This is a genomic window from Mucilaginibacter sp. A5337 (genome assembly GCF_059690695.1).
The window spans coordinates 798,931-824,952 of sequence record NZ_JCAWEC010000003.1 but is presented as its reverse complement, the minus strand read 5'-3'; the positions used below and the strand labels follow the sequence as shown (position 1 = coordinate 824,952).

The 26,022-nt window shown below is 42.1% G+C and carries 19 protein-coding genes and 1 pseudogene; 6 read left to right on the top strand and 14 right to left on the bottom strand.

The window, feature by feature from the left end; all coding sequences use genetic code 11:
- Positions 1-1,902: 1,902 nt before the first annotated feature.
- The gene (locus AC59JO_RS13400) at positions 1,903-4,335 is read right to left on the bottom strand and encodes a TonB-dependent receptor domain-containing protein (RefSeq protein ID WP_497305875.1); all 2,433 of its coding nucleotides are present in this window, start codon (positions 4,333-4,335) and stop codon (positions 1,903-1,905) included.
- A 154-nt stretch (positions 4,336-4,489) separates the two neighbouring features.
- Here AC59JO_RS13400 and AC59JO_RS13395 point away from each other — a divergent pair, with 154 nt between their 5' ends.
- Both AC59JO_RS13395 and AC59JO_RS13390 read left to right on the top strand, forming a co-directional pair.
- Entirely contained in the window at positions 4,490-4,882 is a 393-nt protein-coding gene (locus AC59JO_RS13395) for a cupin domain-containing protein (protein WP_497305873.1), read from the top strand.
- Positions 4,863-5,117: a cupin domain-containing protein gene (locus AC59JO_RS13390; protein ID WP_497305871.1), complete on the top strand. Its 255-nt coding sequence runs from the start codon at positions 4,863-4,865 to the stop codon at positions 5,115-5,117. The genes AC59JO_RS13395 and AC59JO_RS13390 overlap by 20 nt, the downstream gene beginning before the upstream one ends.
- Before the next feature lie 139 nt (positions 5,118-5,256).
- Here the strand turns inward: AC59JO_RS13390 and AC59JO_RS13385 are convergent, their stop codons facing one another.
- The 3 genes and pseudogenes from AC59JO_RS13385 to AC59JO_RS13375 form a co-directional block, all read right to left on the bottom strand.
- Positions 5,257-5,562 carry a hypothetical protein gene (locus AC59JO_RS13385; RefSeq protein ID WP_413666686.1) on the bottom strand — a complete coding sequence of 102 codons (306 nt, stop codon included), beginning with the start codon at positions 5,560-5,562 and terminating at the stop codon, positions 5,257-5,259.
- 53 nt (positions 5,563-5,615) lie between these two features.
- On the bottom strand, positions 5,616-5,735 hold the full coding sequence (locus AC59JO_RS13380) for an AAA family ATPase (RefSeq protein ID WP_413666685.1): 120 nt from the start codon (positions 5,733-5,735) through the stop codon (positions 5,616-5,618).
- Positions 5,736-5,806: 71 nt separating this feature from the next.
- Positions 5,807-6,916 (bottom strand): annotated as a pseudogene (locus AC59JO_RS13375) (type IV secretory system conjugative DNA transfer family protein); the annotation flags it as partial.
- 313 nt (positions 6,917-7,229) lie between these two features.
- Here AC59JO_RS13375 and AC59JO_RS13370 point away from each other — a divergent pair.
- Positions 7,230-7,640: an ABC transporter permease subunit gene (locus AC59JO_RS13370; protein WP_413666684.1), complete on the top strand. Its 411-nt coding sequence runs from the start codon at positions 7,230-7,232 to the stop codon at positions 7,638-7,640.
- 832 nt (positions 7,641-8,472) lie between these two features.
- Here the strand turns inward: AC59JO_RS13370 and AC59JO_RS13365 are convergent.
- The 6 genes from AC59JO_RS13365 to AC59JO_RS13340 all read right to left on the bottom strand — a co-directional run bounded on the left by AC59JO_RS13365 (position 8,473) and on the right by AC59JO_RS13340 (position 14,837).
- A complete protein-coding gene (locus tag AC59JO_RS13365; RefSeq protein WP_413666683.1) occupies positions 8,473-8,766 on the bottom strand; it encodes a hypothetical protein in 294 nt (97 codons plus the stop codon).
- A gap of 52 nt (positions 8,767-8,818) precedes the next feature.
- Complete coding sequence (locus tag AC59JO_RS13360) at positions 8,819-9,259, bottom strand: Hsp20/alpha crystallin family protein (protein ID WP_413666682.1); 441 nt, start codon at positions 9,257-9,259, stop codon at positions 8,819-8,821.
- 636 nt (positions 9,260-9,895) lie between these two features.
- Positions 9,896-10,558, bottom strand: a complete 663-nt coding sequence (locus AC59JO_RS13355) for a zeta toxin family protein (protein WP_497305868.1) — start codon at positions 10,556-10,558, stop codon at positions 9,896-9,898.
- 2 nt (positions 10,559-10,560) lie between these two features.
- Positions 10,561-10,830 carry a hypothetical protein gene (locus AC59JO_RS13350; RefSeq protein WP_497305866.1) on the bottom strand — a complete coding sequence of 90 codons (270 nt, stop codon included), beginning with the start codon at positions 10,828-10,830 and terminating at the stop codon, positions 10,561-10,563.
- Between the two features lie 158 nt (positions 10,831-10,988).
- Positions 10,989-12,179, bottom strand: a complete 1,191-nt coding sequence (locus tag AC59JO_RS13345; protein ID WP_497305864.1) for a phage integrase SAM-like domain-containing protein — start codon at positions 12,177-12,179, stop codon at positions 10,989-10,991.
- Between the two features lie 318 nt (positions 12,180-12,497).
- Complete coding sequence (locus AC59JO_RS13340) at positions 12,498-14,837, bottom strand: beta-galactosidase (RefSeq protein ID WP_497305862.1); 2,340 nt, start codon at positions 14,835-14,837, stop codon at positions 12,498-12,500.
- A gap of 326 nt (positions 14,838-15,163) precedes the next feature.
- On the opposite strand from AC59JO_RS13340, the gene AC59JO_RS13335 reads away from it, so the two are divergent.
- The 3 genes from AC59JO_RS13335 to AC59JO_RS13325 are packed head-to-tail and all read left to right on the top strand — an operon-like array spanning position 15,164 to position 20,173.
- Positions 15,164-17,296, top strand: a complete 2,133-nt coding sequence (locus AC59JO_RS13335) for an alpha-N-acetylglucosaminidase (RefSeq protein WP_413666677.1) — start codon at positions 15,164-15,166, stop codon at positions 17,294-17,296.
- A 59-nt stretch (positions 17,297-17,355) separates the two neighbouring features.
- Entirely contained in the window at positions 17,356-18,717 is a 1,362-nt protein-coding gene (locus tag AC59JO_RS13330) for an alpha-L-fucosidase (RefSeq protein ID WP_497305860.1), read from the top strand.
- Positions 18,718-18,748: 31 nt separating this feature from the next.
- Positions 18,749-20,173, top strand: coding sequence for an alpha-L-fucosidase (locus AC59JO_RS13325; protein WP_497305858.1), 1,425 nt, complete (start codon positions 18,749-18,751; stop codon positions 20,171-20,173).
- A 10-nt stretch (positions 20,174-20,183) separates the two neighbouring features.
- Here AC59JO_RS13325 and AC59JO_RS13320 read toward each other — a convergent pair whose 3' ends face one another.
- The 4 genes from AC59JO_RS13320 to AC59JO_RS13305 all read right to left on the bottom strand — a co-directional run bounded on the left by AC59JO_RS13320 (position 20,184) and on the right by AC59JO_RS13305 (position 26,017).
- Positions 20,184-21,218, bottom strand: coding sequence for a LacI family DNA-binding transcriptional regulator (locus AC59JO_RS13320; protein ID WP_497305856.1), 1,035 nt, complete (start codon positions 21,216-21,218; stop codon positions 20,184-20,186).
- A 151-nt stretch (positions 21,219-21,369) separates the two neighbouring features.
- Complete coding sequence (locus tag AC59JO_RS13315) at positions 21,370-22,887, bottom strand: right-handed parallel beta-helix repeat-containing protein (RefSeq protein ID WP_497305855.1); 1,518 nt, start codon at positions 22,885-22,887, stop codon at positions 21,370-21,372.
- Positions 22,888-22,913: 26 nt separating this feature from the next.
- A complete protein-coding gene (locus tag AC59JO_RS13310; RefSeq protein WP_497305853.1) occupies positions 22,914-24,467 on the bottom strand; it encodes a right-handed parallel beta-helix repeat-containing protein in 1,554 nt (517 codons plus the stop codon).
- A 215-nt stretch (positions 24,468-24,682) separates the two neighbouring features.
- On the bottom strand, positions 24,683-26,017 hold the full coding sequence (locus tag AC59JO_RS13305; RefSeq protein WP_497305852.1) for an IPT/TIG domain-containing protein: 1,335 nt from the start codon (positions 26,015-26,017) through the stop codon (positions 24,683-24,685).
- Between the last annotated feature and the right edge of the window lie 5 nt (positions 26,018-26,022).

Here is a 26,022-nt window from a genome sequence, read left to right as displayed (position 1 = left end):
ACTATTTCCGTCGCTCGTAGAGCAATTTGCCGCGCAATTAGTAGCAAGGCAATTATTTGACCCTTCTGTAAAAGAATAATTATGCTCAGAATAAGTCTTAGAAAATCCTCCGACGAGTTGATGCTCATGCATTTCCGTCAGACCCTCGTAATTTTGCAATAGATTTTTCATATAAGGCATTTTTAGGTTAAAATCATGCACACCCAACATAGGCGTTACAACCAACGTTATGCCACGGGCCGCACCCGCTAGCACAATTCCCTCCGAGGCAATTGTTAGATTCTCCGCTCCCGGAAGTCGTGTCTTTGGTCACCGATGCAAGGCTTACAGAAAAGCCCCCGACAAGTGTGCTTTGGGAATCTGAAGTTAACACTTCGAAAGCTCCCTCTAACGTTACTTTCATACGTTGCTTTTTTTAATGTTAAAAAGTTTTACTTAGGTTCCGCAATGAGCAACAACATTACACTGAATATTCTGACTGGATCCGCAACTGCTGGTACAGTTTCCACCCTGGCAGTTATTCGTATTGTTATCGCTTCCGGTAAATGCCAGCAGAGGTAACGTTGAAAAACTCGTCGAAAAGCCTCCTGTTAGTGTTTGGCTTGTCTCGTCACTGAGCAACTCAAACTCTACTTTAAGCATTCTCATGTCTGATTTCATTTTTTCAATAATTTAATGGTTGAAAATTAAGAGTTACACCCTGGCACCGTATTGCACTTGATGTTGGACCAAGCGCCGCAGTTGGATGTACAATTTCCGCCTTGACAATTGTTGGTGTCCCCGCCTGTATCATTGATCGCGGTTGAAGTGGAAAAGCTTACTGAAAAACCGCCCACAATGTTGTTGCTGTCTATTTCTGAAATAGACTCAACCAGACCTTTGAAGTTCATCAAGACAATCACGGTTTAGTTCCACACCCTGCTACTGCATTGCACCCAACATTTTGTCCGTTGCCGCAGTTAGCGACGCAGTTGCCGCCTGCACAGTTGTTTGCCGGGCCTGTCTCATTGCCTGTCACCGAGGCAGCGGAGATCGAAGGCGAAAAGCCGCCAATCAACTTGCTTTCGGAGTCCTCACTGATTGTCTCAAAGCCAGTGATCTCGAAGTTTAGTTTAACTTTCATAAAAATTTAAGTGGTTTATATTATTGATACATTTCAATAATCATTGTATGCTTTAAAAGCCAGGCCCGCACTGAGATCGCGTATTACACATTTGATTTTGACAGGTAGTTGTGCAGTTGGCTCCGTTGCAGTTATTAGCCTCACTTGCCTGAAAAGCCAGGGAAGTTGTTACCGCGAAACTCGAAGTGAAGCCACCCTGAATTTTGCCCTTGATGTCCGAAAGAATTTCGTAGGTCGGAAGGTTGAAAGTAATTGAAGGAATATTCATGCAATTAAGATTTAATTAATAAGAATAACTCGTATTAGTATAGATTTTTTGGGCACAAAACGTACGTTAGGGCATTGCACATCCCATCACTACCGCCCATAAAACCGTTGTCTTCTGGTTGGTTTGCTAATGATAATTACAGCTTAATAAGTTTAGCTAAGGGTCCCGCAATGCGCCGTCACGTTGCAGTTTCGGTTTTGGCCGACTCCACAATCAGTTATACAGTTTGATGCATTGCAGTTATTAGTCTCGCCGGATCCAGTGTAGGCGGATGTTCTACTATAGCCATAGCTGCTTGTGAAGCCACCGAATAGATTTCCACTGGCCTGCTCTGTCAGCTCCTCGAAAACGGAGATAAAAGAATGATTTGATGAGAATTTCGTATTCATAAGGTTTAAGTTTACCTGCTTTTGGCAGGTTATTATTTACTCAAAAATAATAACTTTAATAAGATTTTCAAATAAAACCAAAAATATATTTGCCGTAAAATGAAAATTAAATTTCCTATCAGTTACAATCTTCTCTTTATATCCTCGTTTGCCGAATTCTTATTTTTCACGGATTTAAGCTTATTATTTCCAAAGGTATATCTGAGGCTAATTGACGCTGATCGTGTATAATTGTTCTGCCTTAGCTCATTGAAGGCATACGCCCGGTTTGGATGGGCAAGTGAAGTCGTTCTGCCATTGGTGTTGAATGGGTCCGACACAAAAAGACTTAGGCTGATCGCGTTGAAGTTCTTCCTTATGCCGAGTTGAGTGAGAAATAGGGACGATTCTGTTTTAACTGAGATGTTATTGGTAGGGCTAACATACTGTAGGGTAACGAAACCAAATAGCTGCCTCTTTTTTGACAAAAACAGCGTATTGTTGCTGGAGATGGTGTAATTCCAGTTTTCGACCTCTTTTTCCGATGATATAACAGTCGAACCCTCATTAAGAGAGTAATGGTCGTAGTTCAATACTGCCGACAAGTTTAGATTCCAAAACCCGTTAAAAAAGCTCTGGGCTGTATAAAAGGACAAGTAGGCGTTCCAATAATTTCCGTAGTTCAGATAAGTCCTTTTTAAAGGCGCGCCAGTAGTGTCACTAACGGGGATTACAAAGCGGGCGTACTGGTTTTTTGACAAACCGTATCCGCTTGAAACAAAATATCGGTTTTTCAGCGTGTACATGAAATCAACGCTGTACAGGTTGACTGGCCGCAGAAAAGGATTATTCTCGGAATACAGGGTCGGGGTATAGTAGGTGCGGCCAGGAAACAGCAGGTCTAAGGCCGGGCGCTTGATCTTTTTCGCGAACGACATTGATACGTTCTCATTATCGTTTAAGGCGTATTGAAGCGATAAGTTTGGAAAGAGATTGAAATATGAAGAGTCGGCCGACTCGCTGGTGGATTTGTTCCTTGAAGAATAGTAGATATTTTCACCCCGCAGCCCGATGGAACCCTGGAGCTTTTTGCTAATTGTCTTATTTAAAGAGACAAATACTGCTGAATAATTCTCCTCATATTTGTAGTTGTTTGATATCGTGCGATTAATGATATAAGACTGGGTCCGTGAGTCGTATGTTTGGTAAAGCAGGTCGTTGTTCATCGTCGTGTTGCTGACCTGCACTCCGGCTGTAATGCTGGATGACTTGCTTAGCGCATTCGTGTAATCTGCCTCCTCCGAAATATTGAAAAAGCGCTGGGGAAGTATGTTCTTATATAAAGTGCTGCCGCTGCCGACCGCAGGCTGCACCTTATCGAACGCCACCAAGTCGTTATCGGTTTGATGGTATTGGTTATAGTCAACATTGATTGTCAGACGTTGCTTGCCTACGGAGTCAAACTGATGCTGAAAATACACGTTTCCAAAATTATACAGGTAGTTGTCCTTCCCGCTTGTCAACGTATGGTATGCAGAGTCCGGACTGGATAACGTCTGGGAATAATATGCTGTCATGTTTCGGCGGCGGCTATTTCCGTTCACAGAAGACGCGAACCCGTTAAAGCTCAGGATGTTTCGCTGATCTATGTCGTAGTCTACACCGATTCCGCCTCCTAAAACTAGATACCGGCGATGGTACGTCATGTTATTGACTTGGGCGGGCACATCTGTATTAGAGATAGTATTTTGGGAGGTATTGTAATTATAACTATCATTAATAAAAGGCGACACCCTGACGCCAACTTTATGTTTGTGGTAATTTAGTGTTCCGTTAAATATTCCCGTGTTGAATGCACCCTGTTCGTCACTAAAAGAAAAGTTTCCCTGCCAGCCGTCATTTGCAGCCCGCTTAAGGTTGATGTTGATTATGCCACCAGTGATGGCTGCACGATACTCGCTTCCTGGATTCGTAATTATCTCTATGTTCTTGATGTTGTCGGCAGACGTTGACCGCAAAATGGAAAGTATCATATCTTTCGGCATCGTGGACTTTTTGTTGTTTATATAAATCGTCGTGCCCTGCTTGTTTATGATGGAAAATAACTCAGATTTGTCGTCAAATTGAATCAGCGGAGTAATCTTTAATATGTCGATGGCAGCCGCCCCTTTTGTCACCAGCCTGTCCGGTGTAAATATGAATCGGTCTGATTGCCGCGTTAGAGTTTGGGCGGTAGAGGAAACCTTTACCTCTGACAAAGTCGTCTTGTTTTGAGCTATGATCAGCGTGTAGCTGCTGTCTGCCTTTCCAATGCCTATGGTGTCTGACTTGTCGTTCAAATAACTCGCGCAAAGAAACCTCGCCTCCTGTATGCTTGCCACGATTCGAAATGTTCCATTCTTCTCCGTTACGCCAGCTTGAATAACCTTCTTGGAACTATTCAGGATGCGAACTGTCGCGAGCTCAACGGATTCACGCGACGAGGTTATGACTTGCCCTGAGAACGCAGCCTGTCCAAAAGTGTTGAAATGTAATAAAATTAGTGGCAGGATGCATAAGTAAAGTAAGAATCTCATTTATAAGTAGAATTGTTCAATAAAGGAAAAGGTATTAGGCTTCAGGCATCTGCCCGGATTATTTCGTATGATTTTGTTTGGCTATACTATTTTTAATACAAAAAAACATATTGATTTATAGAAATAATTGCGAATCATAGGCGACTAATTTTTCTTGCAAGTTAATGAATATTCAAACTTATTTCCAAGACAAACTATTATTTATTACTATCTATTAAATGAAAATAAAAAAATACCCCCTCCTGTAGTGGCTTTTGTCTCGCCGTTGGGCAGCATTGCCAGCAGCTATAAAAAGTTCCGCGAAAAGACCGGTTTTAAGACTGATGCCAGCGCGGACTGCTTTCAAAAGCCCATCAGCCTGTTTGACGGGGATACCTTTTATACCAAGGTATCTACCCGTGACACGGACGGCGACCTGTATATTTATGAATCATCCCGCGTCAAAAAGGGCGGGCCCAACCTGCACGTGCATCCAGATCAGGATGAATGGTGGTATATACTGGAAGGGGAATTCGTGATCAAAGTGGGTGACAAAATACACCGTTAAAGCCGGCGATAGCGTGTTCGGCCCGCGGGGCGTGCCACATGCTTTTTCCAAACTGGGCGATGGCGTAGGCCGGATGCTAACCACATTTCAGCCGGCAGGGAAAATGGAAGAATGTTTTATCGCGATCAGCCAGGGTCAAATGAAGGGAAAGCCTGAAGCGGAGCAGGATGCGTTCCGGAAACAACACGGATTTGAGCGCGTGGGGCCGCCTATCGATATCCTGAAAGCATTTTAAATTCAAATCTATCAACTATAAAGATCAACCTTTTTTAAATTATAGTCATTGGTGTTTGTTGGCTTTATGCTTCAACAGCTTACGGTCAGCAACCGGACACCGCGAAAGAAAACAAGGCCGTCAGACAGCTCGTTAAAAATTATGAGGACGCATTGTCTTGTCCTGATATAGAGCAAAAGAATGTTTCGCCCGTAATATCATCATCCACTATATCATCTGAGCCATTAAAAGCAACCCTGATGACCTCTTCGATATTTTCATCATCAAGGCTTTCTAAGGGAGGATCAGCAACGAGTGTCTTGGTGTTTGTATTCCAAAACGCTATATTGTTACTGAATTTCCTTTTCTGTTCCGCTGATAATTCTCCAACGATCAACTCCACTCTGATTATAACAGGATCATCCAATGAAGTCAAGATAAACCCCGTTGTAAAAATCATGCTCATCAATAACAGGAATACGATTTAGTCGGTCGGCCTCGGGAACGAGATCAATCGCTTCAGGTATTTTTGATTTTTCCGGCATTATTGTCGCCGATGAGGACGGTATGGCCTTCGAATAAGATTTCGGCATTTTTAATACGCCGAAAGTTATTGACAGTAAGCTTTCTAATTTGCATAATGCGATAGGTTTATACAACCAAATTTAGTTTACTATTATAAAAAACAATAAGGCATCGAACTTTAGATATTATTTAGCCTTCCTGATTACCAAATGCGCCTTAGCGGGATCATTCAACAACCGCTCAAATATATCCTCTATAATTTCCCGAACATCCTGTTTAATCTGCAAATAATTGCGCTGGACAATGCCCGCATTAATCACCCGTACAGCAGGTATCGGCTGATAAGCATCGGCCTCTTTCTTTAAAGCCTCATGGTCGTTCACGACCTCACAGTGAAAGGCCTTCAGTTCGATCTTCTCATCCGGGTTATCCGCAACCAGCCCGACGAACTCGCCAGAACTCAATGCCGAGATCCTCGAAGCCGGCACCGCCGCCTCCAATTGCTTAGACCGGCTGATGGATGTATCGCTCCGGTTGATCGACAAACTTTCCCTGTCCTGCATGATGCGCCCGATCTTTTCCGAAACCATTTTGGCCGTATCACCAGCTACCTGGCCTACCGCCATATTGCCCACGATGTTCATAATCACATCCGCTGCTTCCCGGCCATACTCTTTGCGCAACTGACTGGCATCCTGTATGCCCAGACAGGTACTGATCAGGTTACTTCGCCCGGTCGCAATCGTAGCGATCACATCGGCCACCAGGCTGGGGTACTCATCTAAAATCAAACTGCACTTCAACCGGTCTTTCTGGTTGATGATCTTCAGCAGGCGATTCACGAACAACGACAGCACCGCACCATAGATTTGTATCTTCTGCGGGTTGTTGCCCATGCAAACGATCTTCGGATTGAGCGGGTCATTGATATCCAGCGTAAACTCGTTGCCTGACAGGATATAATACAATTGCGGCGAAGCGATCCGTGACATCGTGATCTTCGCCGAAGCGATCTGCCCCTCCAGCTGTTCCACCGCGTCCCGGAGATAAGCGCTGAAAAAAGGGTTAATCAGCACATCGATCTCCTGCTCCGTACGCAAAACCGTAAACAGCTTATCATATTCCGCCTGCATGAGCTCGATCACATGCGGCAGCGTGCAGAACTGCCTACCCTGGTAACGACGCAAAAACCAGATAATGGCCGTCAAAAAATTGATCGGCGATTCCACAAAGAAATCCCCCTGCTTCTTTACCCATTCCCGGTTCAGCCCCAGCAGGATCGTCCGCGCCGATTCCTTCTAATCCGTAAAAAGCAGGAAAAAGTTGGATCTGTCTTCAATTAACCGTAAATTTATGGACGCGTTGGTAAAAGCCAATTAATGTTTAGTGAGCGATTCATTGAGTACAATACATACCCCATCATAAAATATTGATTTTAAAGCAATTAATACCAGAGTTCCATTCCCGCTCTGAGTACAAAAGCAGAGTAAAATCGCTTCAAAAGCCCTTAAATCAAATGATTTAGGGGCTTTTTCTTTTAAAACCCCTCCAAAAGATTCATTCAACCGCATGTTTTAGTTGAACGATTCGGGATCAGTCTGAAAAGTTGTGGTAGTATTCAGACAAGCCGCCACTTCTGCAATCACAGGTATAGGCCTTTGGCTTTTTTTTACTGTATTTTACCAGATCGTCGTCAACCTGATCTTAAGATCGCTGCTACCCGATCCATCTCAACTCACGCAGGAGCAAGCGATAAGTTATAATAATGTTGCGTTGAATATCCTGCGGATATCACCCAACCAGCTTTATGCTGATGCGGTTACGACGCTGCTGATGCCATCAGTTCGAAGTCTCGGCCCCCTGACGATGGAGCAAATGGCTGGCGCGATTCCATCACCGCTACCGTTTACACAGAGCCTGATGGTTGTGTGGCCACAGTTCTGCGGCCTTTTAGCTGTTATGACCTGTTGTTTTGCTTTAGCTTATTACTTGTTCATGCGCCGGGAGATTCGAAGTTGAAAAAGCATTTTACATCCAAAGCCCAAGAATATTGATAAGGCTGTTTATTCTGGGAAAGCGATTCGATGTTAAATTCAAGATTGCAGCGTTATTCGCAGTTAGAAGTTTAGTTAATATTAGACGTTCAAAATCCAGATATATTTCTGCGTCACGACGTCGCTAACATTAAATGGGGGCACAAAATATGTCCCTCTTTAAGATTGCAGGGGCCTGCGCAAGCTATAGTGCGAATAGCACTTGTTGAAATTGTACAGCCCGTAAATGTTAAATCAAACGGAGATAAGCAATATAATAACTATTATTAATGAAACCAGCGCCAATTTCCCTATTCTCTGCCTGCACTCATTGATATATTTGACGAGCTATCATATTTGCTTTGACTATCTTTGAGGACTTTTTTCAGGTAAATGAGGTTTCATTTCTAGGTGAATTAACATTCTTTTTTTTGTAGTATATAACAGCGCTACAAAGCGAAATCAATGTGATTAGTGCCAATTCGACAGCCAGGTGGACAGCCGGGATAATAGGAGAAGTTCCTGATAATACAACCATGGCGTCAGGTACCAACACGCCGGCGAGGGGAAAACATAAGAACATTCTGAATATTACTAATTTTTCCATAATTACATCGGTTTAGTATAACTATACAAAATTAATAAACATTTGTTTAATAATTAGGCAATTCTGACAATAATCCGAATCCAAAACATCTGCTGGGTAGTGTTATGGATATCGGCAACTACTCCAGGCTACCAGGCCAGATCATCGTCATTTTTTCGGAACAATATGATTACTGCCGCGAAAAGGAGCAGGGTTAATAATGTTTTTGTGATCATGTTTCTCCCCTTAAGTTTTTTTGTCTGAATATTTCCAAAGCCACCCGTTCTGCGTTTAGCCCTAATTCGTCTAGCCTACAGCATTTACTACGAATTTTTTCAGGCAGGGTGTCAACGGTTTCAATGAGGTCTACATGAAAATGGCAGAGATCATCTATTTCCGGGTTTCCATCCAGACTGTCAAACAAAGCATAAGCTAATTCCCGATCATGTCCCAAGTCGAATTCACCAAAAGGCTCATAGCTTCCCGGTGTTTTAAGGCTAATCAATAAGTAAAATGGTGATTCCATGGTAAATAAGTTAGGCCCCAAACCGGGGCCGTATTATTAGCATCAATACTGGTTACTTGATCTCGATCTGGCGACGAACGATTTTTGCTTCCTCGCGCTTCGCAATATCAATTTTCAGCACGCCGTCCATATAGGACGCTTCGATGCTTTCCGCATTTGCGCTTTCGGGCAGGGTGAAAGAGCGAACCCAGGAATTGTAGCTGTACTCACGCTTGCTGTAATTTTTCGCAGCATCATTGTTTTCGTTTCTTCGTTCCACAGCCACGTTTAGCACATTACCGTCAAGGTTCAATTTGAACTCTTCCTTCTTCAGACCCGGCGCAGCCAGTTCTACGTGATAATGATCTTCAGTTTCACTAATGTTAGCAGCAGGTACACGGCTGGTCAGTCGGTCATTAAAAAAAGTGTCATTTAATACGGAATCAAATACGTCGTTAAAACCGGGAATTAATGAACCGTTGTTTTTAGCGGGATTAAATTTAACCAATGTCATAGGTCTTTCCTCCTTATTAGATTAATGATTTGAAACTTATAATGTTAATTAAACTATTTCGAATTAATCAAGCATTGTGCCATGAGCTTCGTTGCGACTATTTACTGATAAAAATTCAGTTTTTATGAAAAATTTACAGTCTGCAAATGTCAATTTTTCGGAATAACAGCTTCGATATTCACCCCGCCAGGTTGAGCACATTAGTGCCGTCCGCAGTGCATATCACGACGCTGAGTGTTTTTTGAATCGCTGTCTATCCGCCATTTGGAGGAAAAAGCCAAAAAGGATCAACTGTGGATGGGTAGAGCAGGAATAATATTTAAGTTACCTCTACCACCTTAACCGGGGCGACACTGAAATAACACGAAATTATAACATTGCCGTACAATGGGTATTGGTCACAGAATATTGCCAATAACGCTACTGCGGGAGATAATATCCACGCAATTCATAACCATCCGTAAAAATTGTTCAGAAAGCGGGTGAAGAATTTTCCCGCACCCAACAAAATATGCGAGTAATGATACCCGGCCACAATTAAGCCGAAGAATGCTTTACCCTAAGCATTACTTGGGGCTGGGTCACCCAACAAACAATTCTCCTTACATTATATATATATTTACATTAAATCCTACTCTAACGCCGGGGACCAGGACGATATTCTTTGTCGTCGTCTCGTTCCGGCAAAATACGACTGAATCGCTTTACAATTGATGAAATAACAGAGTTAGCCCACTCGGGCAAATCATTACTCACAAAAACAACTTGCCTATTTTGCAGACTTAGCAATGATTTTAGTTCGTATAAATTTCCACTGGCATCGATGAATTCAATATTGCCGAAACGGTCTGCCAGGTATTCAAAGTTTTTTAATCCTTCGATATAATTATAACGGATGCTACCTGTGTCGACAAAATGACCGCCTCCTTTTACACGCGCAGTCACACGGTCCATGGATTGCTTAACATCGCGCAGCCCAATGTAAACTATGCTGGCAACATAGTCGTTTTCCTTGAATCGGTTTACGATATTCATTAGTCCGGTGTCCCTGAGATTTGTTTCTACCGTAAAATCTGCTTTTTTGCTTATCGCTTGTATTATGCAGTCCTGAAAATATTGCTCAACTGCGTAAGAAACACTTTCGCCTGGGAGGCCGGGATAAAGTGCTTCAATCTTTGCAGCCTCTTTATCGGCGTCAAAGATAAATGCACCGGCTGCGGATAAATCTTTTGAAAAAGTAGATTTACCTGCACCGTTCGGCCCCGCTACGATCAGTAGTTGCGGGTTATCCAAAGTCATAACTAAAGGATTTTGATCAGGCTTGCGTTGCCTTTGTCATCTATTCGTACCAGCTCTTTTCTATCGCGATACTCATGCACCATGTAATCGGTGTCGGGACAGACGGCTTTATCGAAGTAGGTGAGATAACCGTTCCTGTTGAATGTTTCGCGCATAACGGCATCAGCGGTCGGACGAAGCCTGTCGGCCAGTTCCTGTGCCGATAATTCAAATATCGATTTGGAACGTACATCTTTTACTGTGCTGCGCATGATCTGTTGTAATGTTCTCATACAAAATTAATTAAAATAATTTATCTAAATCAATGTTTTGAAGCAGCATAAGTTGATAACGCGCCTTATGCTGCTTTTGGTTGTCTATATTCTTCGGTACTATCAAGTCCTCCATTAGTTTAGCTTTATAGTGATTGTAAACGCTGGATGTTTTGATATCAATCCATTAGATGGCGTTTGGTAATCAACTGGTTGATATCGTCGCTGACTTTATTATCAGTAAGTTTAGCATAATGTTGTGTTTGTTTAATCGATGAATGCCCCAATATTTTAGAAACTGTTTCTATTGGAACTCCATGACTTAACGTAACGGTAGTAGCAAATGTGTGCCTTGCGATATGGAATGTAAGTGGTTTATCTATATCACAAGTATCAGCTATTTCCTTCAGATAAGAATTCATCTTTTGATTGCTTAAAATAGGCAGGAGTAATCCGCTTACAACACATCTTGGATGCGCTTTATATTTATCAACGATGGCCAGGGCTTCCGGCATGAGGGGCATTCTTGTCGAAGCGCCGGTTTTCTGCCGGTTTGTAAAAATCCATAGATTTTTATCGATGCCGATATGGAGTTCATCTGTCCGTAATTTTTGGACATCAGCATAAGAGAGACCAGTGTAGCAACTAAAAATGAAAATATCCCTTACACTTTGTAATCTTTCGTTTTTAAAATTTTTGGTGGCAATGGCATTTAATTCATGCTCGGTTAAAGCGTGCCGCTGAACAGGCTTTTTAGTGAATTTGAAGTTTGCGAAGGGATCAGATGACAGCCATTTGTTTTTAACCGCAATTAAAACAATCTTTTTAAAGTTTGACAGATATTTCATGGTTGAGTTATGGTTGCATTTTTGAATGCCCTTCAGCCAGAAATCAAATTCTGCTATCGTTTCATGATTCAGTTTTCTGATGTCAAGATCATCTGCGCCATATTTCCATTTTAGGAAGCTTTTTGTATGCTCCAGTGTTGTGGCGTATCGCTTGATGGTATTGCTTGCAAATTCCTTCCCTTCAAGTGCTTTCAATTGTTGGTTATGCTTATTGAATACTTCAATGATTGTTTTTTTATCTTCATCGGCACCTGTCATATTCTTTTTGATGGCCTCGGCTGTAAGTTCTTTATCAGCTTCCATCAGTCGCCGCTTTGCCTGGTAGACTTGCTGTGTAAGTGTATCCAGGAAGGTGCTTAATTCCCGGGTCGTTTCTTTGCTACCGGTTGACCGTCCGGTCTTTGCACTCCAGGTAGAGGTGTGACATTTTCTTTTGGTAGATAGCTCACTGGATTTACCATCGACTGTAATTCTCAGGTAGATAGGATAAATACCATTTGGGCTGTTTTTGGGTTTGCGCATGAAGAACATTAACCCGAAGCTTTTTTCCTACATAATCATTCAATAAAAAAGTTAAACAAATGTCGATTTTAATGGCCTTTTTATCAAGATGTCCACCTATAGAACAGGTTGATATACAGCATATTGTAAGCTTTTCGTTGAACGATTTTGAATGCTCTTGGATCATGAAGAAAAATTGTGGGCGCATAAAAAAAGTATTTGTTTTTTGTGTAAATAATAACCAATCCGAATAGGCTTGTCACCTGCACACCAAATCCATACCCCCTACGTGTTAACTATCACGCTCAAAACAGACATTAACAACTTTTAAAATAAAAGTTATAACCCATTAAAAAGCTCATTAGCCAAATAAACTTTAAAATCCTTAATCCTACCGGTTTCCATATCCTGCCGTGGCAGTATTTTTATACCACTTATAGCTGTTTTACACCCCAGATCAATAACTATTTGATGAGGGTGTTTAGTAGCATTATCCTTCCATTGGGTATGCCAGATACTGGTGTACTGTAAATCAAACACGTTTTCTGATTTACCGTCCTCTCCTTTCAACTCTTCACTATCGGCGTACGCTACTTTCCACAAATTGCGGGGTAATTGCTCGCCATTTTCATCCAATAATTCAAGCTCGGCCAATGACGTAAACTGGTCGCCCATAAAATTATTCATCGCTTCAAGGGCAACATAACGTCCGCTTTTTAAAGGGAACCTAAATGTTTGCCATTGAGCAGTATTTTTCATTACCCCGGTATATAATAAGCTATTCACATTATTCCCAAATTTCTGCCCAGGTTTACGATGATTACTGCTGATGGCCTCTATTGCAGTAAGGCTATCAAGAATGGGTTTATCCAGCCCTTGCAAGCGTGCAGTAATTGGACGGTGCATATCCAGTATAATTACTTCATTTTTCCCTTTATTTAACCATACACCGGGTACATACATAGTTTGAGTTGGCCCAATATTCCAGTAACGGCCAAGGCAATGTCCATTTATCCAGGCCACTCCTTTTTTAAACCAACGCATATCCAGATAAAAATCTCTTTTGCTTTTTGCATTAAAATACCCTTTATAAAACGCAGGCTCGTTCAGCGTGGGTACTGTACCAATAGCCTTGTATTTAAAAGCGGGATTGCCCTCGCCCAATGGAATTGAATAATGTTTCCATCCCTTCAACATTATCTTTTTTGCGCCGGCTATACTATAAACCTCGCCCTGTAAACCTTTACGATCGTGCAGGTAATAACCATAATTAACACGCCCCATGGCTTCAACAAAAACCCGCAGTTTGGTAGGTTTGGATAGCCCAGGAATTTCAATTACATGATCATTTTTCATCCGATTTAATACACCGATGAGTTTGTTACCAATAAACACCTCCGCATAGTCATGCACCTCTGTAAAATCCAGTTTACATTTTCCACCGGCCGGCAAATTTGTTTCATAAACCATCATCCCATAGCCCTGGTTCAGGTCTTCCATATAAAGCGTGGTATCACAGAGCACCGGCTTAGACAATTGGCCCATTATAGGAGCAACCGCAGTAAGGTTAAATGGAGGAATTTTTTGTACAGGTATAGCAGCAGGTACATCTGTTAGCACCTCACCTGGTTGGAGATACTTTTTTAGTGTATTGCGCAGTTCATCGTACTTTGCAGTTGCTTTTCCATTTTCACTTATTGGTGCGTCATAATCATAACTGGAAGTTTCGGGTGCGTATGGCTGTGAATTTGCTCCGGCCCATAAGCCAAACGATGTACCACCATGTATCATATAAATACTAAAGGAGGCTTTATGATCAAGCATCCAGCCAACTTCTTTTATAAGATGATCATTTGAGCCTGTATGATGTGGCTGGCCCCAACTATCAAACCAGCCGGGGTAGTATTCGCCGCACATTAGTGGGCCGGCGGGCTGAACTTCCCGCAAGGCTTTAAAGGCTGCTTCAGGATTGTTACCAAAGTTAACTACGGCAAAAATATCCTTCTGTACATCATTTTTTAGTTGAACAGTACCGTCGCATGTAAACAGAGGCACAACAAACCCTGCTTCTTTTAAATAATCGCGTATTTTTAGAATGTATTCTTTGTCAGCCCCGTAGCTGCCGTATTCATTTTCAACCTGTGTCATTAATATGGGACCACCGTTGGTTATTTGCAGCGGGCCTAAAACGCGACCAACTTCTTTCAAATATTGCCGGCAACGCTCCATATAATACGGATCTTGCGTTCGTAACCGGATATCTTTCTTTTTTAACAACCACCAGGGCAAGCCGCCAAACTCCCATTCGGCACAAGCATAGGGCCCCGGGCGCAACAATACATATAGCCCTTCCTCTTGAGCTATTTTACAAAACTCGGCTGCATCCGCTTGCCCTTCCCAGGTAAATTTTCCCGGTAATGTTTCATGAAAGTTCCAAAACAGGTAAGCACAAACGGTATTTAAGCCAACCGCTTTAGCCATTTTTAAACGGTGCCTCCAATAGGCTCTGGGGATCCGGGCAAAATGCATTTCCCCGCAGCGAATAACAAAAGGTTTCCCGTTTAAACTAAATGATTCTGTGCCAATTTTAAACGGTTCATTTATTTCCTGCTGACCAAAAGCAGGTTTACCAATTAGCAAGTATATTAAAAGGAGCAGGCTAATAATAATATTTTTCATTAAGGGTCAATTTTAACTGTGTTACTAAGTAAGTTTCAAAAGCAATTAAGTTTTTTCAGGTGTAATAGCGTCCCGATTTGGAGAAAGGGAAAAGGTGTACAGAGCAAGCAAGACGTCGGCAAAAAAGCATAGGCCAGCCCCTTTCAGTTGCAATTGTAACAAAATTATAGTCCAAAAAAATAGCGAAAAATTACGCAATCGGTTGTGTGCACCATAACAAACGTTTGCGTAATTTTTAGGGGCATAGGACATGTAACCAGAAGCCATCTTTCCACTAAATTTTAGTTAGTTTCGGACATATTAACAGAAAAAACCGACACATTTCTATGCGAAAACTAACTTGCCTGCTTGTTTTACTATTGCCATTAAAGCTTTTTGCCCAACAGTTTGATCCTGTAAAAGGATTGGTTAAAAGGCGTGCCCCCTGGTTAAGCGGACATGTTATTTTCAAGCCATTAAAAGGTTCCAGCCCTGAGTTAGTTGAACTGCAAACCATAAAAAACAAACTGGTTATCACAGCCTCTGGTGCAAATGCTGCCGCTGTTGGTGTTAACTGGTATTTGAAATACTATTGTCACCGTTCTATGTCGCACATGGGCGACAACCTGGCACCTGTATTCCCTCTTCCTGTTGTTAGCAAAAAGACGACTGTGCAGGCCGCGGCCAAGTATCGTTACGCATTAAATTATTGTACTTACAATTACACCATGAGTTTCTACAACTGGGCCGACTGGGAACGGGAGCTGGATTGGATGGCATTGAATGGGGTTAATACCATGCTTACTGTTGAAGGCATAGAAGCAGTGTGGCAAAACACGCTGAGGAAGACAGGCTACAGCGAAAAAGAAATTAACGATTTTATAGTGGGGCCGGCCTATACTGCCTGGTGGCTAATGGGTAATATCGAAGGCTGGGGAGGCCCTATGCCTCAAAGTCAAATCGACAACCGCAAGCTGATTCAACAAAAAATGATGAAGCGGATGCATGAATTGGGCATAGAACCAGTATTGCAGGGCTTTTACGGTATGGTGCCAAGCTCATTAAAAAGCAAGAGCAAAGCACATATCATTGATCAGTTAACCTGGGGAGCCTTTAAAAGACCCGATATACTTGATCCTACCGACCCTGAATTTGCCCGTATAGCAGGTATATATTACAGCGAAATGCAGGCTTTATATGGTAAAAATATTCACTTTTTTGCAGGCGACCCTTTTCACGAGGGTGGTAAAACAGAAGGTGTCGACCTGATGAAAGCAGGAGCTGCCATACAGGCTTCCATGCAAAAATATTATCCGGGTTCAACATGGGTGTTGCAGGGCTGGCAGGATAACCCCAAACAAGGCATGCTTGATGGTTTAGATAAATCAAAAGTATTGGTACAGGAACTTTTTGGTGAGTTTACAAACAACTGGGAAAAACGTAAGGCTTATGATGGTACCCCATTTATATGGTGCAGCGTTAACAATTTTGGCGAACGTCCCGGCGTTTATGGCAAACTACAACGCTTTGCCGATGAAATAGACAGAGCCCGAAAAAGCACTTACAGCAATTATCTTAAAGGCGTAGGCATAATGCCCGAAGGCATTAATAACAATCCTCCGGATTATGATTTGATGCTTGAATTAGGCTGGCGCAAAGACCATGTAGATACCCGTAACTGGATTAATGACTATGCAAAATATCGCTACGGTAAAAGTAATGAACATGCCAATAATGCCTGGCAAGGCTTTTTACAAACAATTTATCAAAGCCTTCCGGGCTACCAGGAAGGTGCAGGCGAATCTATCTTTTGCGCCAGGCCGGCACTCAAAGTTAAATCAATCTCCAGTTGGGGTACGCTTACCCGTAATTATGATACCGTAAAGTTTGAAAATGCCGTAAGAGAATTTGCCAAAGCCTCTCCCGCGCTCATTAATTCAGCAACTTATAAAATAGACCTTATCAATATGGTTAGGCAGGTGCTGGCCAATAAAGGAACTCTTGTTTTTAATGATCTGGTAACAGCATATAACAACAAGGACCTGCAGGCCTTCAACAAGGCAAGCGGAAAGTTTTTGAACATGATCAAATTAACTGATGATCTTTTGAACACCGATCATTACTTCAGGCTCAATACCTATCTTAGACAATCAATAGATAACGGCAATACCACAGAGGAAAAGGCAAACAACTTAAAAAACATGCTAATGCAGATTACTTATTGGGGCGAAAATGTACGCACTGAGGATAACCTGCATGAGTATGCCTACAAAGAATGGGCCGGCCTCATGGATGGATATTATCTGCCCCGCTGGGAGATTTATTTTGAGTACCTGCGCGGCAACCTGCAGGGCAAAAGTCTTCAGGAGCCTGATTACTTTTCATGGGAGCGTAAATGGGTGGATGAAAATCAAAAGCTACGTCCCGAAAAACCTCAAAGGTCCTTGCAAGCAGTGGTTGATGAAATTTTATCGCTATAAAAACGGTTTATCCACAAAACACTCCTTTTATTTAAAACTAACGGCCCTCTATCTATCCGATGAAAAAACACGTTTTAGCTATTTTATTGATCTTTATCGCATTTTCTCCATTATATGCCCAAAAGAAAATAGGAACGGAAACGCCCGAACAAAAAGCCAAACGTATGGCCTGGTGGACAAACGACCGTTTTGGTATGTTTATTCATTGGGGACTTTATTCGCAGGCTGCAAGGCATGAGTGGGTAAAACGGTGGGAGCGCATGACAGATGCTCAATACCAACATTATTTTGACGAGTTTAATCCCGATTTATTTAACCCTAAAGAATGGGCAAAGAAGGCCAAGGCGGCCGGAATGAAATATGCCGTGCTTACCACCAAACATCACGAAGGATTTTGTTTGTTTGATTCAAAATATACTGATTATAAGGCCACAAATACCGCTGCAAAAAGAGACCTTGTAAGAGAATTTGTAGATGCTTTTAGGGCCGAGGGTATAAAAATAGGTTTCTATTACTCGTTGCTGGACTGGCATCATCCGGATTTTACAGTTGATGTTTTACACCCTTTACAGCCCGCAAGCGAAAAGGATGAAGATTACGACAAGCTCAATAAAGGCCGTGATATGGCCAGGTACCGTACCTACATGCATAACCAGATTAAAGAATTGCTTACCAATTATGGCAAAATTGATATGCTCTGGCTCGATTTTTCATACCCTGATAATGGTAAACACGGCAAAGGGGCCCAAGACTGGGGATCTGTTGAACTGGTTAAAGAAATAAGAAAACTACAACCCAATATTATTATTGACAACCGCCTTGATTTAAACGAATACCAGGACGGTTGGGATTACCTGACACCCGAACAGGTAAACTTAAGTGAATGGGTCAAGAAAAACGATTATAAAACCTATTGGGAAACCTGCCAAACATTTTCAGGCTCCTGGGGGTATTTCCGGGACGAGAACAGTTGGAAAAGCACCAAACAATTAATTACAATGCTTATAGAGGCCGTAAGCAAACGTGGTAACTTGTTATTGAATGTGGGCCCTACTGCGCGTGGTTTATTTGATAAACGGGCCAATGAAAGGTTAGACGGAATAGCAGTCTGGATGAAATACAACAGCCGGTCGGTTTACGGATGTACCGAAGCCCCGGAAACATTCAAAGCCCCGGATCACACCATGCTTACCTATAATGCCGCCACCAAACGACTGTATGTTCATTTGTTAGAGTATCCGGGCAAAACAATTACTTTACCCGGTTATAAGGATAAGGTAAAATACATTCAATTTTTGCACGATGCATCAGAGATACAGGCAAACAGCAAAGCAACAGAACAGGGAAACGACCTGGTATTAAACCTTCCTGAAGCTAAACCCGATAGCGAGATTCCCGTAATTGAGCTAATATTGAATTAAACACCCTTATCATCAATAGTTTATATTAATCATGATTCAGAAACTCATGTTTGGTCTTTGCCTTTTGGTATGCAGCCAGGTAGTACTCGCGCAAAACGTGCACGAAATGTCAAATACTTACCAGGTACCTAAAGATTCGCTGGTGCGGCAAAAACTTGCCCAATGGCAAGACCAAAAATTCGGATTGTTTATGCACTGGGGCACCTACAGCCAGTGGGGAGTTGCAGAAAGCTGGACTATTTGTCCTGATGACTGGGTTACACGAACCGGCCCTTATAGTGATGATTATTTTACTTACAAAAAGGCATACGAAAACTTACAAACTACTTTTAACCCGGTAAACTTTTACCCCGAAAAATGGGCCAGGGCAGCCAAAGCTGCGGGTATGAATTACGTGGTATTTACAACCAAACATCATGATGGCTTTAGCATGTTTGATACCAAACAAACCGATTATAAAATTACAGACCCTAAAACACCTTTTTCAAAAAATCCGCGAAGCAATGTAACTAAAGAAATATTTAACGCCTTTCGTAAAGACAACTTCATGATCGGGGCATATTTTTCCAAGCCCGACTGGCATGATCAAAACTATTGGTGGCCTTACTATCCCCCAAAAGACCACAACGTTAATTACGATCCGCAGCGCTACCCTGAACGCTGGCAAAAATTCAAAGATTTCACCTTTAACCAGATTGAAGAATTGATGACCGGTTATGGTAAGGTGGATATTTTATGGCTTGATGGCGGTTGGGTAAGGCCATCTCATAAAAAGGGTAATGATCCGCAGCATTATAACCAGGATCTTGATATGGCTAAAATAGCGAAAATGAGCCGCAGTCATCAACCCGGCCTTATCATGGTAGACCGCACGGTTGCCGGTGAATTTGAAAATTATACCACGCCAGAACAGGAAGTGCCGGATAAACCCCTATCCTACCCATGGGAAACCTGTATGACCATTGGTAAATATTGGAGCTATGTGCCTGATGATGAATTTAAACCCAGCCGTCAGCTGGTACAAACGCTCATAAAAATAGTATCACGGGGAGGTAATCTGCTGCTTAATATTGCCCCGGGACCTGATGGTGACTGGAACCCTATCGCCTATCAACGATTACAGGATATTGCCGACTGGATAAAAATTAATGGGAAAGGTATTTATGGCTCAGAACCAGTAGCGCCTTACTCGGCAGGCAATATTTATTTTACTAAATCGAAAACCGAAAAAAAGTTATACGCTTTTTGGCTGTCTGAAAAGGATATTGTAAGCCTTCCGGCCAACGTAACCTTCCCGGTAAATGATATCAAACAAATTAAAAAGATAAGTTTGCTGGGCAGCGTCCAAAAACTAAAATGGAATTACGAAAGCGGACTGTTAAACATTCAAATACCGAAGACCCTACGAAAAAGCACCACTTTAAAGTATAGTGGCGCTTTTGTATTGGAATATTAAAGGACTACGCTTATGCCCTGAAATTTACCTTGTGGGATATCATACTGGAATCAAATACTGCCCGATGAAAAACGGGGGTTGACGGCGTTTCTTCAATTCGATAGTCAATTAGTTTGAAAAGTATTTCCGCTGCTTTTACCCCTTGTTCTTTAGGAAACTGTTCGATGGAAGCAAGTGGCGAATTATCCATAAAGCTCCAGATAGGTGAATTTGCAAAACTGATAAAGCTTATATCGCGATTAACAACCAGGTTGCTATTTTTAACCACGGCAATTGCATCGCGTGCTACATAATCATTAAAAGTGATGATGGCTGTAGGTCTTTGCTCTAAAGATAAAAGTCTCCTCATGGCATAGTAATTTTGTGCCGGAGACAGATCTGACGAAACAACAAACTCGTTATTTATATCTATTTGGTGTTCATGGAGCCCTTTTTTATAACCATCAAGGCGCTCTTTACTTGCAAGCAATTGCGATGGGCCATTAATTAACCCAATACTACGATGTCCTTTGTCTGTTAAGCAATCAATGGCCTGTAACATTCCCGACTGCAGATTACAAGCAGAGTAATGAATATCTTCCATGCCAGGAATGCGATCGAAAAACACAACTGGGATATTATATTTTTTTAATTGTTCAAACACTCCATAATCGGTGGTGTTTTTGCTTATGGATATGATAATACCATCTAAGCGTTGGTTTTTCATGGCTTCCAAAATGCGCTTTTCCTTTGCGGGATCTTCTGATGACTGCCCGATAAAAACGTTATAATTGCGTTTGCTAACGCAATCTTCTATCCCGCTGAGGGCAGCAGAAAAAAAAGCATCGGAAAAATCCGGAAGAATAACACCTATAGTAAATGTTTTACGTTGCTTAAAGGATATGGCGGCTTGATTTGGCACATAATTTAATTCGTTTGCTACCTTATTAACCCGCATAGTAGTTACAAGGCCAATACTGGGATGGCCATGAAGCGCGCGGGACACAGTAGACGTACTTACCTTCAAGCGTTTAGCTATCTCTTTAATTGTGGGAATCTTCTCCATTTGTAATTGGGATTAAAACAATGAGTATATCTATTTAGTCCAAAACATGTAAGCATTAGATTAGGTGATGTAAAGGATTATCACTTTCACGGATTTCAAAACTTAAAACCAGTGTAGTAAAGCCATAATCCGTTTACAACGTAATGATTGATCATTGATAAGCACCTTTACTTATTTGCTTATTAACAATACGTTGTTTATTATCAAAATCGGTATTGCCATTAACAGCTTCAGATATCACCTGACCGCTGTTCCTTGCTACAGAGGATGACTGAAGGTGAAAATCGGGGGTGGATGTATTTATAAATAATGGTGCTACTCCATTTGTTGAATTAGCGTCCCCGTTTATGGCGGTCATCCACGCACTATAGCTGGTATATGAAATGCCGTTCCATGTCCACTGCGCGGCACCTGTTGTATAATACAGATTGTAGTCAATGATATTGCCCGATCCGCTGTTGGTATACTTGTGAATAAACATATCAGCAGCCCCGCCGTAAATGATATTATTTTTTATAACATTATTAGTGCAATCTTCTCTGATGCTTATCTCTCCTTCTATCTCGCCAAAGGCTCCTAACGCCTGGTTATTGTTATATAAAGTATTATTTACAACGGCCGAGTTACTTGTACCGGCACCTGTATAATTTAAGTACCCACCCATGTAAATACCGGCGCACCAACAGTTATATACCAGGTTATTCCTTATAGTGAAGTGGTCGGTTGGGAATCCATTGGTTTCGCTCACTGCACCAATCCCCCTGTCTGTAACAGACACCCTGTTTTTTTCTACTATCACATTTCTGCCACCATCCACATAAATACCTATAGCGCCATGCCCGCCAAGCGGCCCCCTTTTGCTTTCAATGTTATAAAGGGTATTGCCGCTGATAATTCCGTTACGGGCATAGTTCAGTGCGGGATCACTATTGGCCGCATAGCCTCCGGCTGCATCAATGCCGATATTTTGAGCGTTATAGATGGTATTGTTGGTAACGGTAAAACCATCAACATAACCGTTGATTGTTAAATTTTCGCCATAACCGGTTTTACAATCGTGAATGGTATTCCCCGTAACAGTAATATTAGTTACCGGATCAGAAGTATTTCCAATAACCAAAATAGCGTTACCGCCCCCGTTAAGCGGCAGCTGAGTATAATCAATGCCGTATATAGTGTTGTTTTTTACGGTAATATAATCAGATCCGCCTTCAACCATAATGGCTTTAGGATCGCCTGTAGCGGTTTTGAAGTTGCGTATTTCGAAGCCATCTACAACAATAAACTTTGCTTTATCAATAGTTATCAGGGCTTCCCTCCCGTTAACACTAAAAGCACTCCCGTCAATTACAGGGGTTTCGCCATGATATGCTTTTAACGTAATATATTTATCCATCACCCCCGATTTGGGAAATACAACCTTTTCGCTATATACCCCTCCCCTTACAATTACGGTATCGCCGGGAATGGTGCGGGAGAGCGCATTATTGATAGTTTGAAAAGGCGCATCGATTGTTCCTTTGTTTGACTCCTGCCCGTTGGCAGCTACATAATAAACATGAGTGTTTCCGGTAGTTGTAACATTACCGCCTGCATCGTTTTTTTTGCTGCAGCCAAATGCCTGTACAGCAAAACCAAGCATTAAAAAAACATTGATATTACATTTCATAAGCATACTTTTTTTAACTAAAAACCTTACTGCTGTGCGCCTTTACTTATCTTATTATTTACAATGCGTGCATTTCCATCAATATCTGTAGTTCCATTTATATCGGCAGAGATTACATTTCCGGTGTTTTTTGCAGGAGAGGCCGACTGTATATGAAGATCAGGCGATGAAATATTCAGTAAAAGAGGGTCCTGCCCGTTTGTTGAACCGACATCATTGCCGCTGGCTGCTTTCCAGGCGCTCAAATCGGTATATGGTGCGCCGTTAGTGCTGTTCCAGATCCATTGCGGTGTGCCTGTAGTATAGTATAAATTATTGTCGATAATGTTATTGCTGCCTGTTGTGGTATACTTATGAATAAATACATCAACAGGCCTTGCATAAACTATGTTATTTTTGATCACGTTATTGTCGCAATGCTCAGTAAGCCTTATCTCTCCTTCAATTTCACCAAACGCGCCTGGTACACGGTCATTCTGATATAAGGTATTGTTTACGACATAACAGTTTTTAGTTCCGCCCGAAGTGTAATTCAGGTAGTCGCCCATGTATATACCTGTGCGATAGCAGTTATATACAAAATTGTTTCGCACGATGGTAGTTTTGGTCGCATATACGTTGCTTTCGCTCACCAACCCTATGCCCCTGTCGCTATTGTACACCTTGTTTCGTTCAATAATAGTATTAGCACCGCCGCAAACGTAAATGGAGATAGCACCATACCTGTCGGATCCCCAGGTTTCCGGGGTCCTGGTCATGGTATTATCGTGAAAAATATTATCACTTATCACGCCATTGCGGGCGTAGTTGGTAGCCACATCTCCTTTGGGATTTAAACCATCGCCACCGGCAACAATTATCCCGATGTTCTCTGTATCATATACTTTATTATGGCTAAAAACAAAACCGTCAATATTACCGGCCAGTGTTACATTTTCACTTGTACCTGTCTGCGTATCATGTACAGTACAGCCCGTAATAACCAGGTTAGTAATGGCGGTAGTTCCGTTGCCTATAGCCAGTATGGCGTGCCCGCTTCGCCAGTCGTTCAGGGATGCGTTGTTCTTTATGTTATAAATATTACAGTTCCTGATAGTGATATCGTGCGAATTGCCATTGATAGCGATACCTTCAGGATCGGTATTAAAAGTTGAGCTCGTAAGATTGCAAATGTCAAAGCCATCCAATGTTATATACCTTACATTGCTTAGCATAACCAGCGGCACCCAACCCGAAACAATTATTTTACTCCCGTCTATCACCGGCTTTTCGCCGGGATATGCTTTTAAAGTAATTAACTTGTTCATGATACCCGATTGGGGAAATGCCACTTTATCAAAATAGGTGCCTCCTCTTACCATTACGGTGTCGCCGGGTATGGCATGACTCAGGGCTATGTTGATAGATTGGAAAGGTGCATTGATTTTGCCAGAATTAGCATCAGAGCCCTTAACCGATACATAGTAGATATGTGTATTACCGGTTGAAGTGATTACATCGTTACCCACTGTTTTTTTGCTGCAGGCCATAGCCTGAATGGCAAAAACATGTATTAAAAAGATATTTATATAACGTTTCATTAAATCTATTCTAAAAAATCAGCGTACCCGCTTAAGCTTATCCGCACTAAAAGCCAGGCAGTACCTGCCCGTAGCAGAAACATGTTTTCTGCTACGGGGTACCCTTAAATAAAACCAAACAATTATTAACTACTACTCAAATTTTCCCCGGCAACAAAAGGACATTGCCAGGGTTGAAAACCAAACTGTGATAGTATTTTCAATGCGGACCATCATTATTCCGAAACTATTTTTCTTATCCGGTTGTTGATTTTATCCAAAACATAAACAGTTCCGTTTTTATCAACTGCAACACCGGTTGGCGCGCTGAAAAGCGCAGATCCGCCTATAGCATCAGCGTATCCTGCTGTACCGCTGCCGGCAAAGGTGCTTACATCAAAAGTATTGGCCTGGATAAAGCGGATGCTTTGATCAGGGTTATAGCTTCCGCCGTCCCATGTTCCGTTGCCGGCTACATAAATATTGTTGCTGTTATCAACCGCGATGCCCCATGGATAAGCAAATTTTGCAGTTGTAGCGGCTCCGTTTAAATACCCTGAAACCCCAAGTTGCCCTGCTATGATGCTGCCATTCCAGTCGCCGGCACTGAATTTCCTGATAACCTGGTCGCCGTTAACCGATACGTATAAGTTGCCGGCTTTGTCAAATTTGATTCCAGCGGGATAGTTAAGGCCGGATATTACCTGTTTGGTAGTCCACTGAGCCGATACCTGGTAGATATTTCCAGGGCTGGAACAACTGGAGTAATAAACATAACCCGTTGTTTTGTCGATAGCAACACTCCATGGCGACTGGTTACCCCAGGCCCAGGTGGTTGCAGTACCATCGGGACTTATTTTACGGATATCATAATTTCCGGGATCAACAGAATATACGTTTCCCTGGGCGTCAACAGCTACATCATAAGGTATGGAGAAATTTGCCGCGCTCCCTTTTCCATCGGCATAACCCGACACCTGGGGATTACCTGCGAGCGTGGATACATTACCGGCAGTGTCAATTTTCCTGATGCAGTGATTTCCGGGATCGGCAACGTAAACATTCAGGTTGTCATCAACAGAAATCCCCATGCTTCTGTACCAGCTTTGCCCGCTAAAATCAAACATGGCATCTGTACCCTGGCCGTTTGCAAAACCAGCCTTGCCCGACCCCGCCAATGTAGTGACAGTCCTGGTATATTGATATGTAAAATTATCGGTACTTGTTGCGGTTCCTTTTCCAATAGTTACAACGATAGGCCCGGAACCAGCCTTTTTAGGCACTACTACCATCATTTGTTTGGTATTGGCCCCGATGATTTTCAGTTTAACCCCATTCAGGGTAACCGAAATTTGCGAGGTATCTGTTGAAAAGTTAGTACCGGAGATGAGTACTTCGGTACCACCACCGCCCTGTGCCGGGATAAATGTAGTGATGCTGATAGGTGATGCAGGGTCATGTGCAGGAACTTTTTCTTTTTTACAGCTTAAAAAAGCTACCATTATAAAAAGTGCCCCGGCAAGCAGGTATTGATTGATACCTTTTGCCAATATGTTTATGAATGTTTTCATTTGAA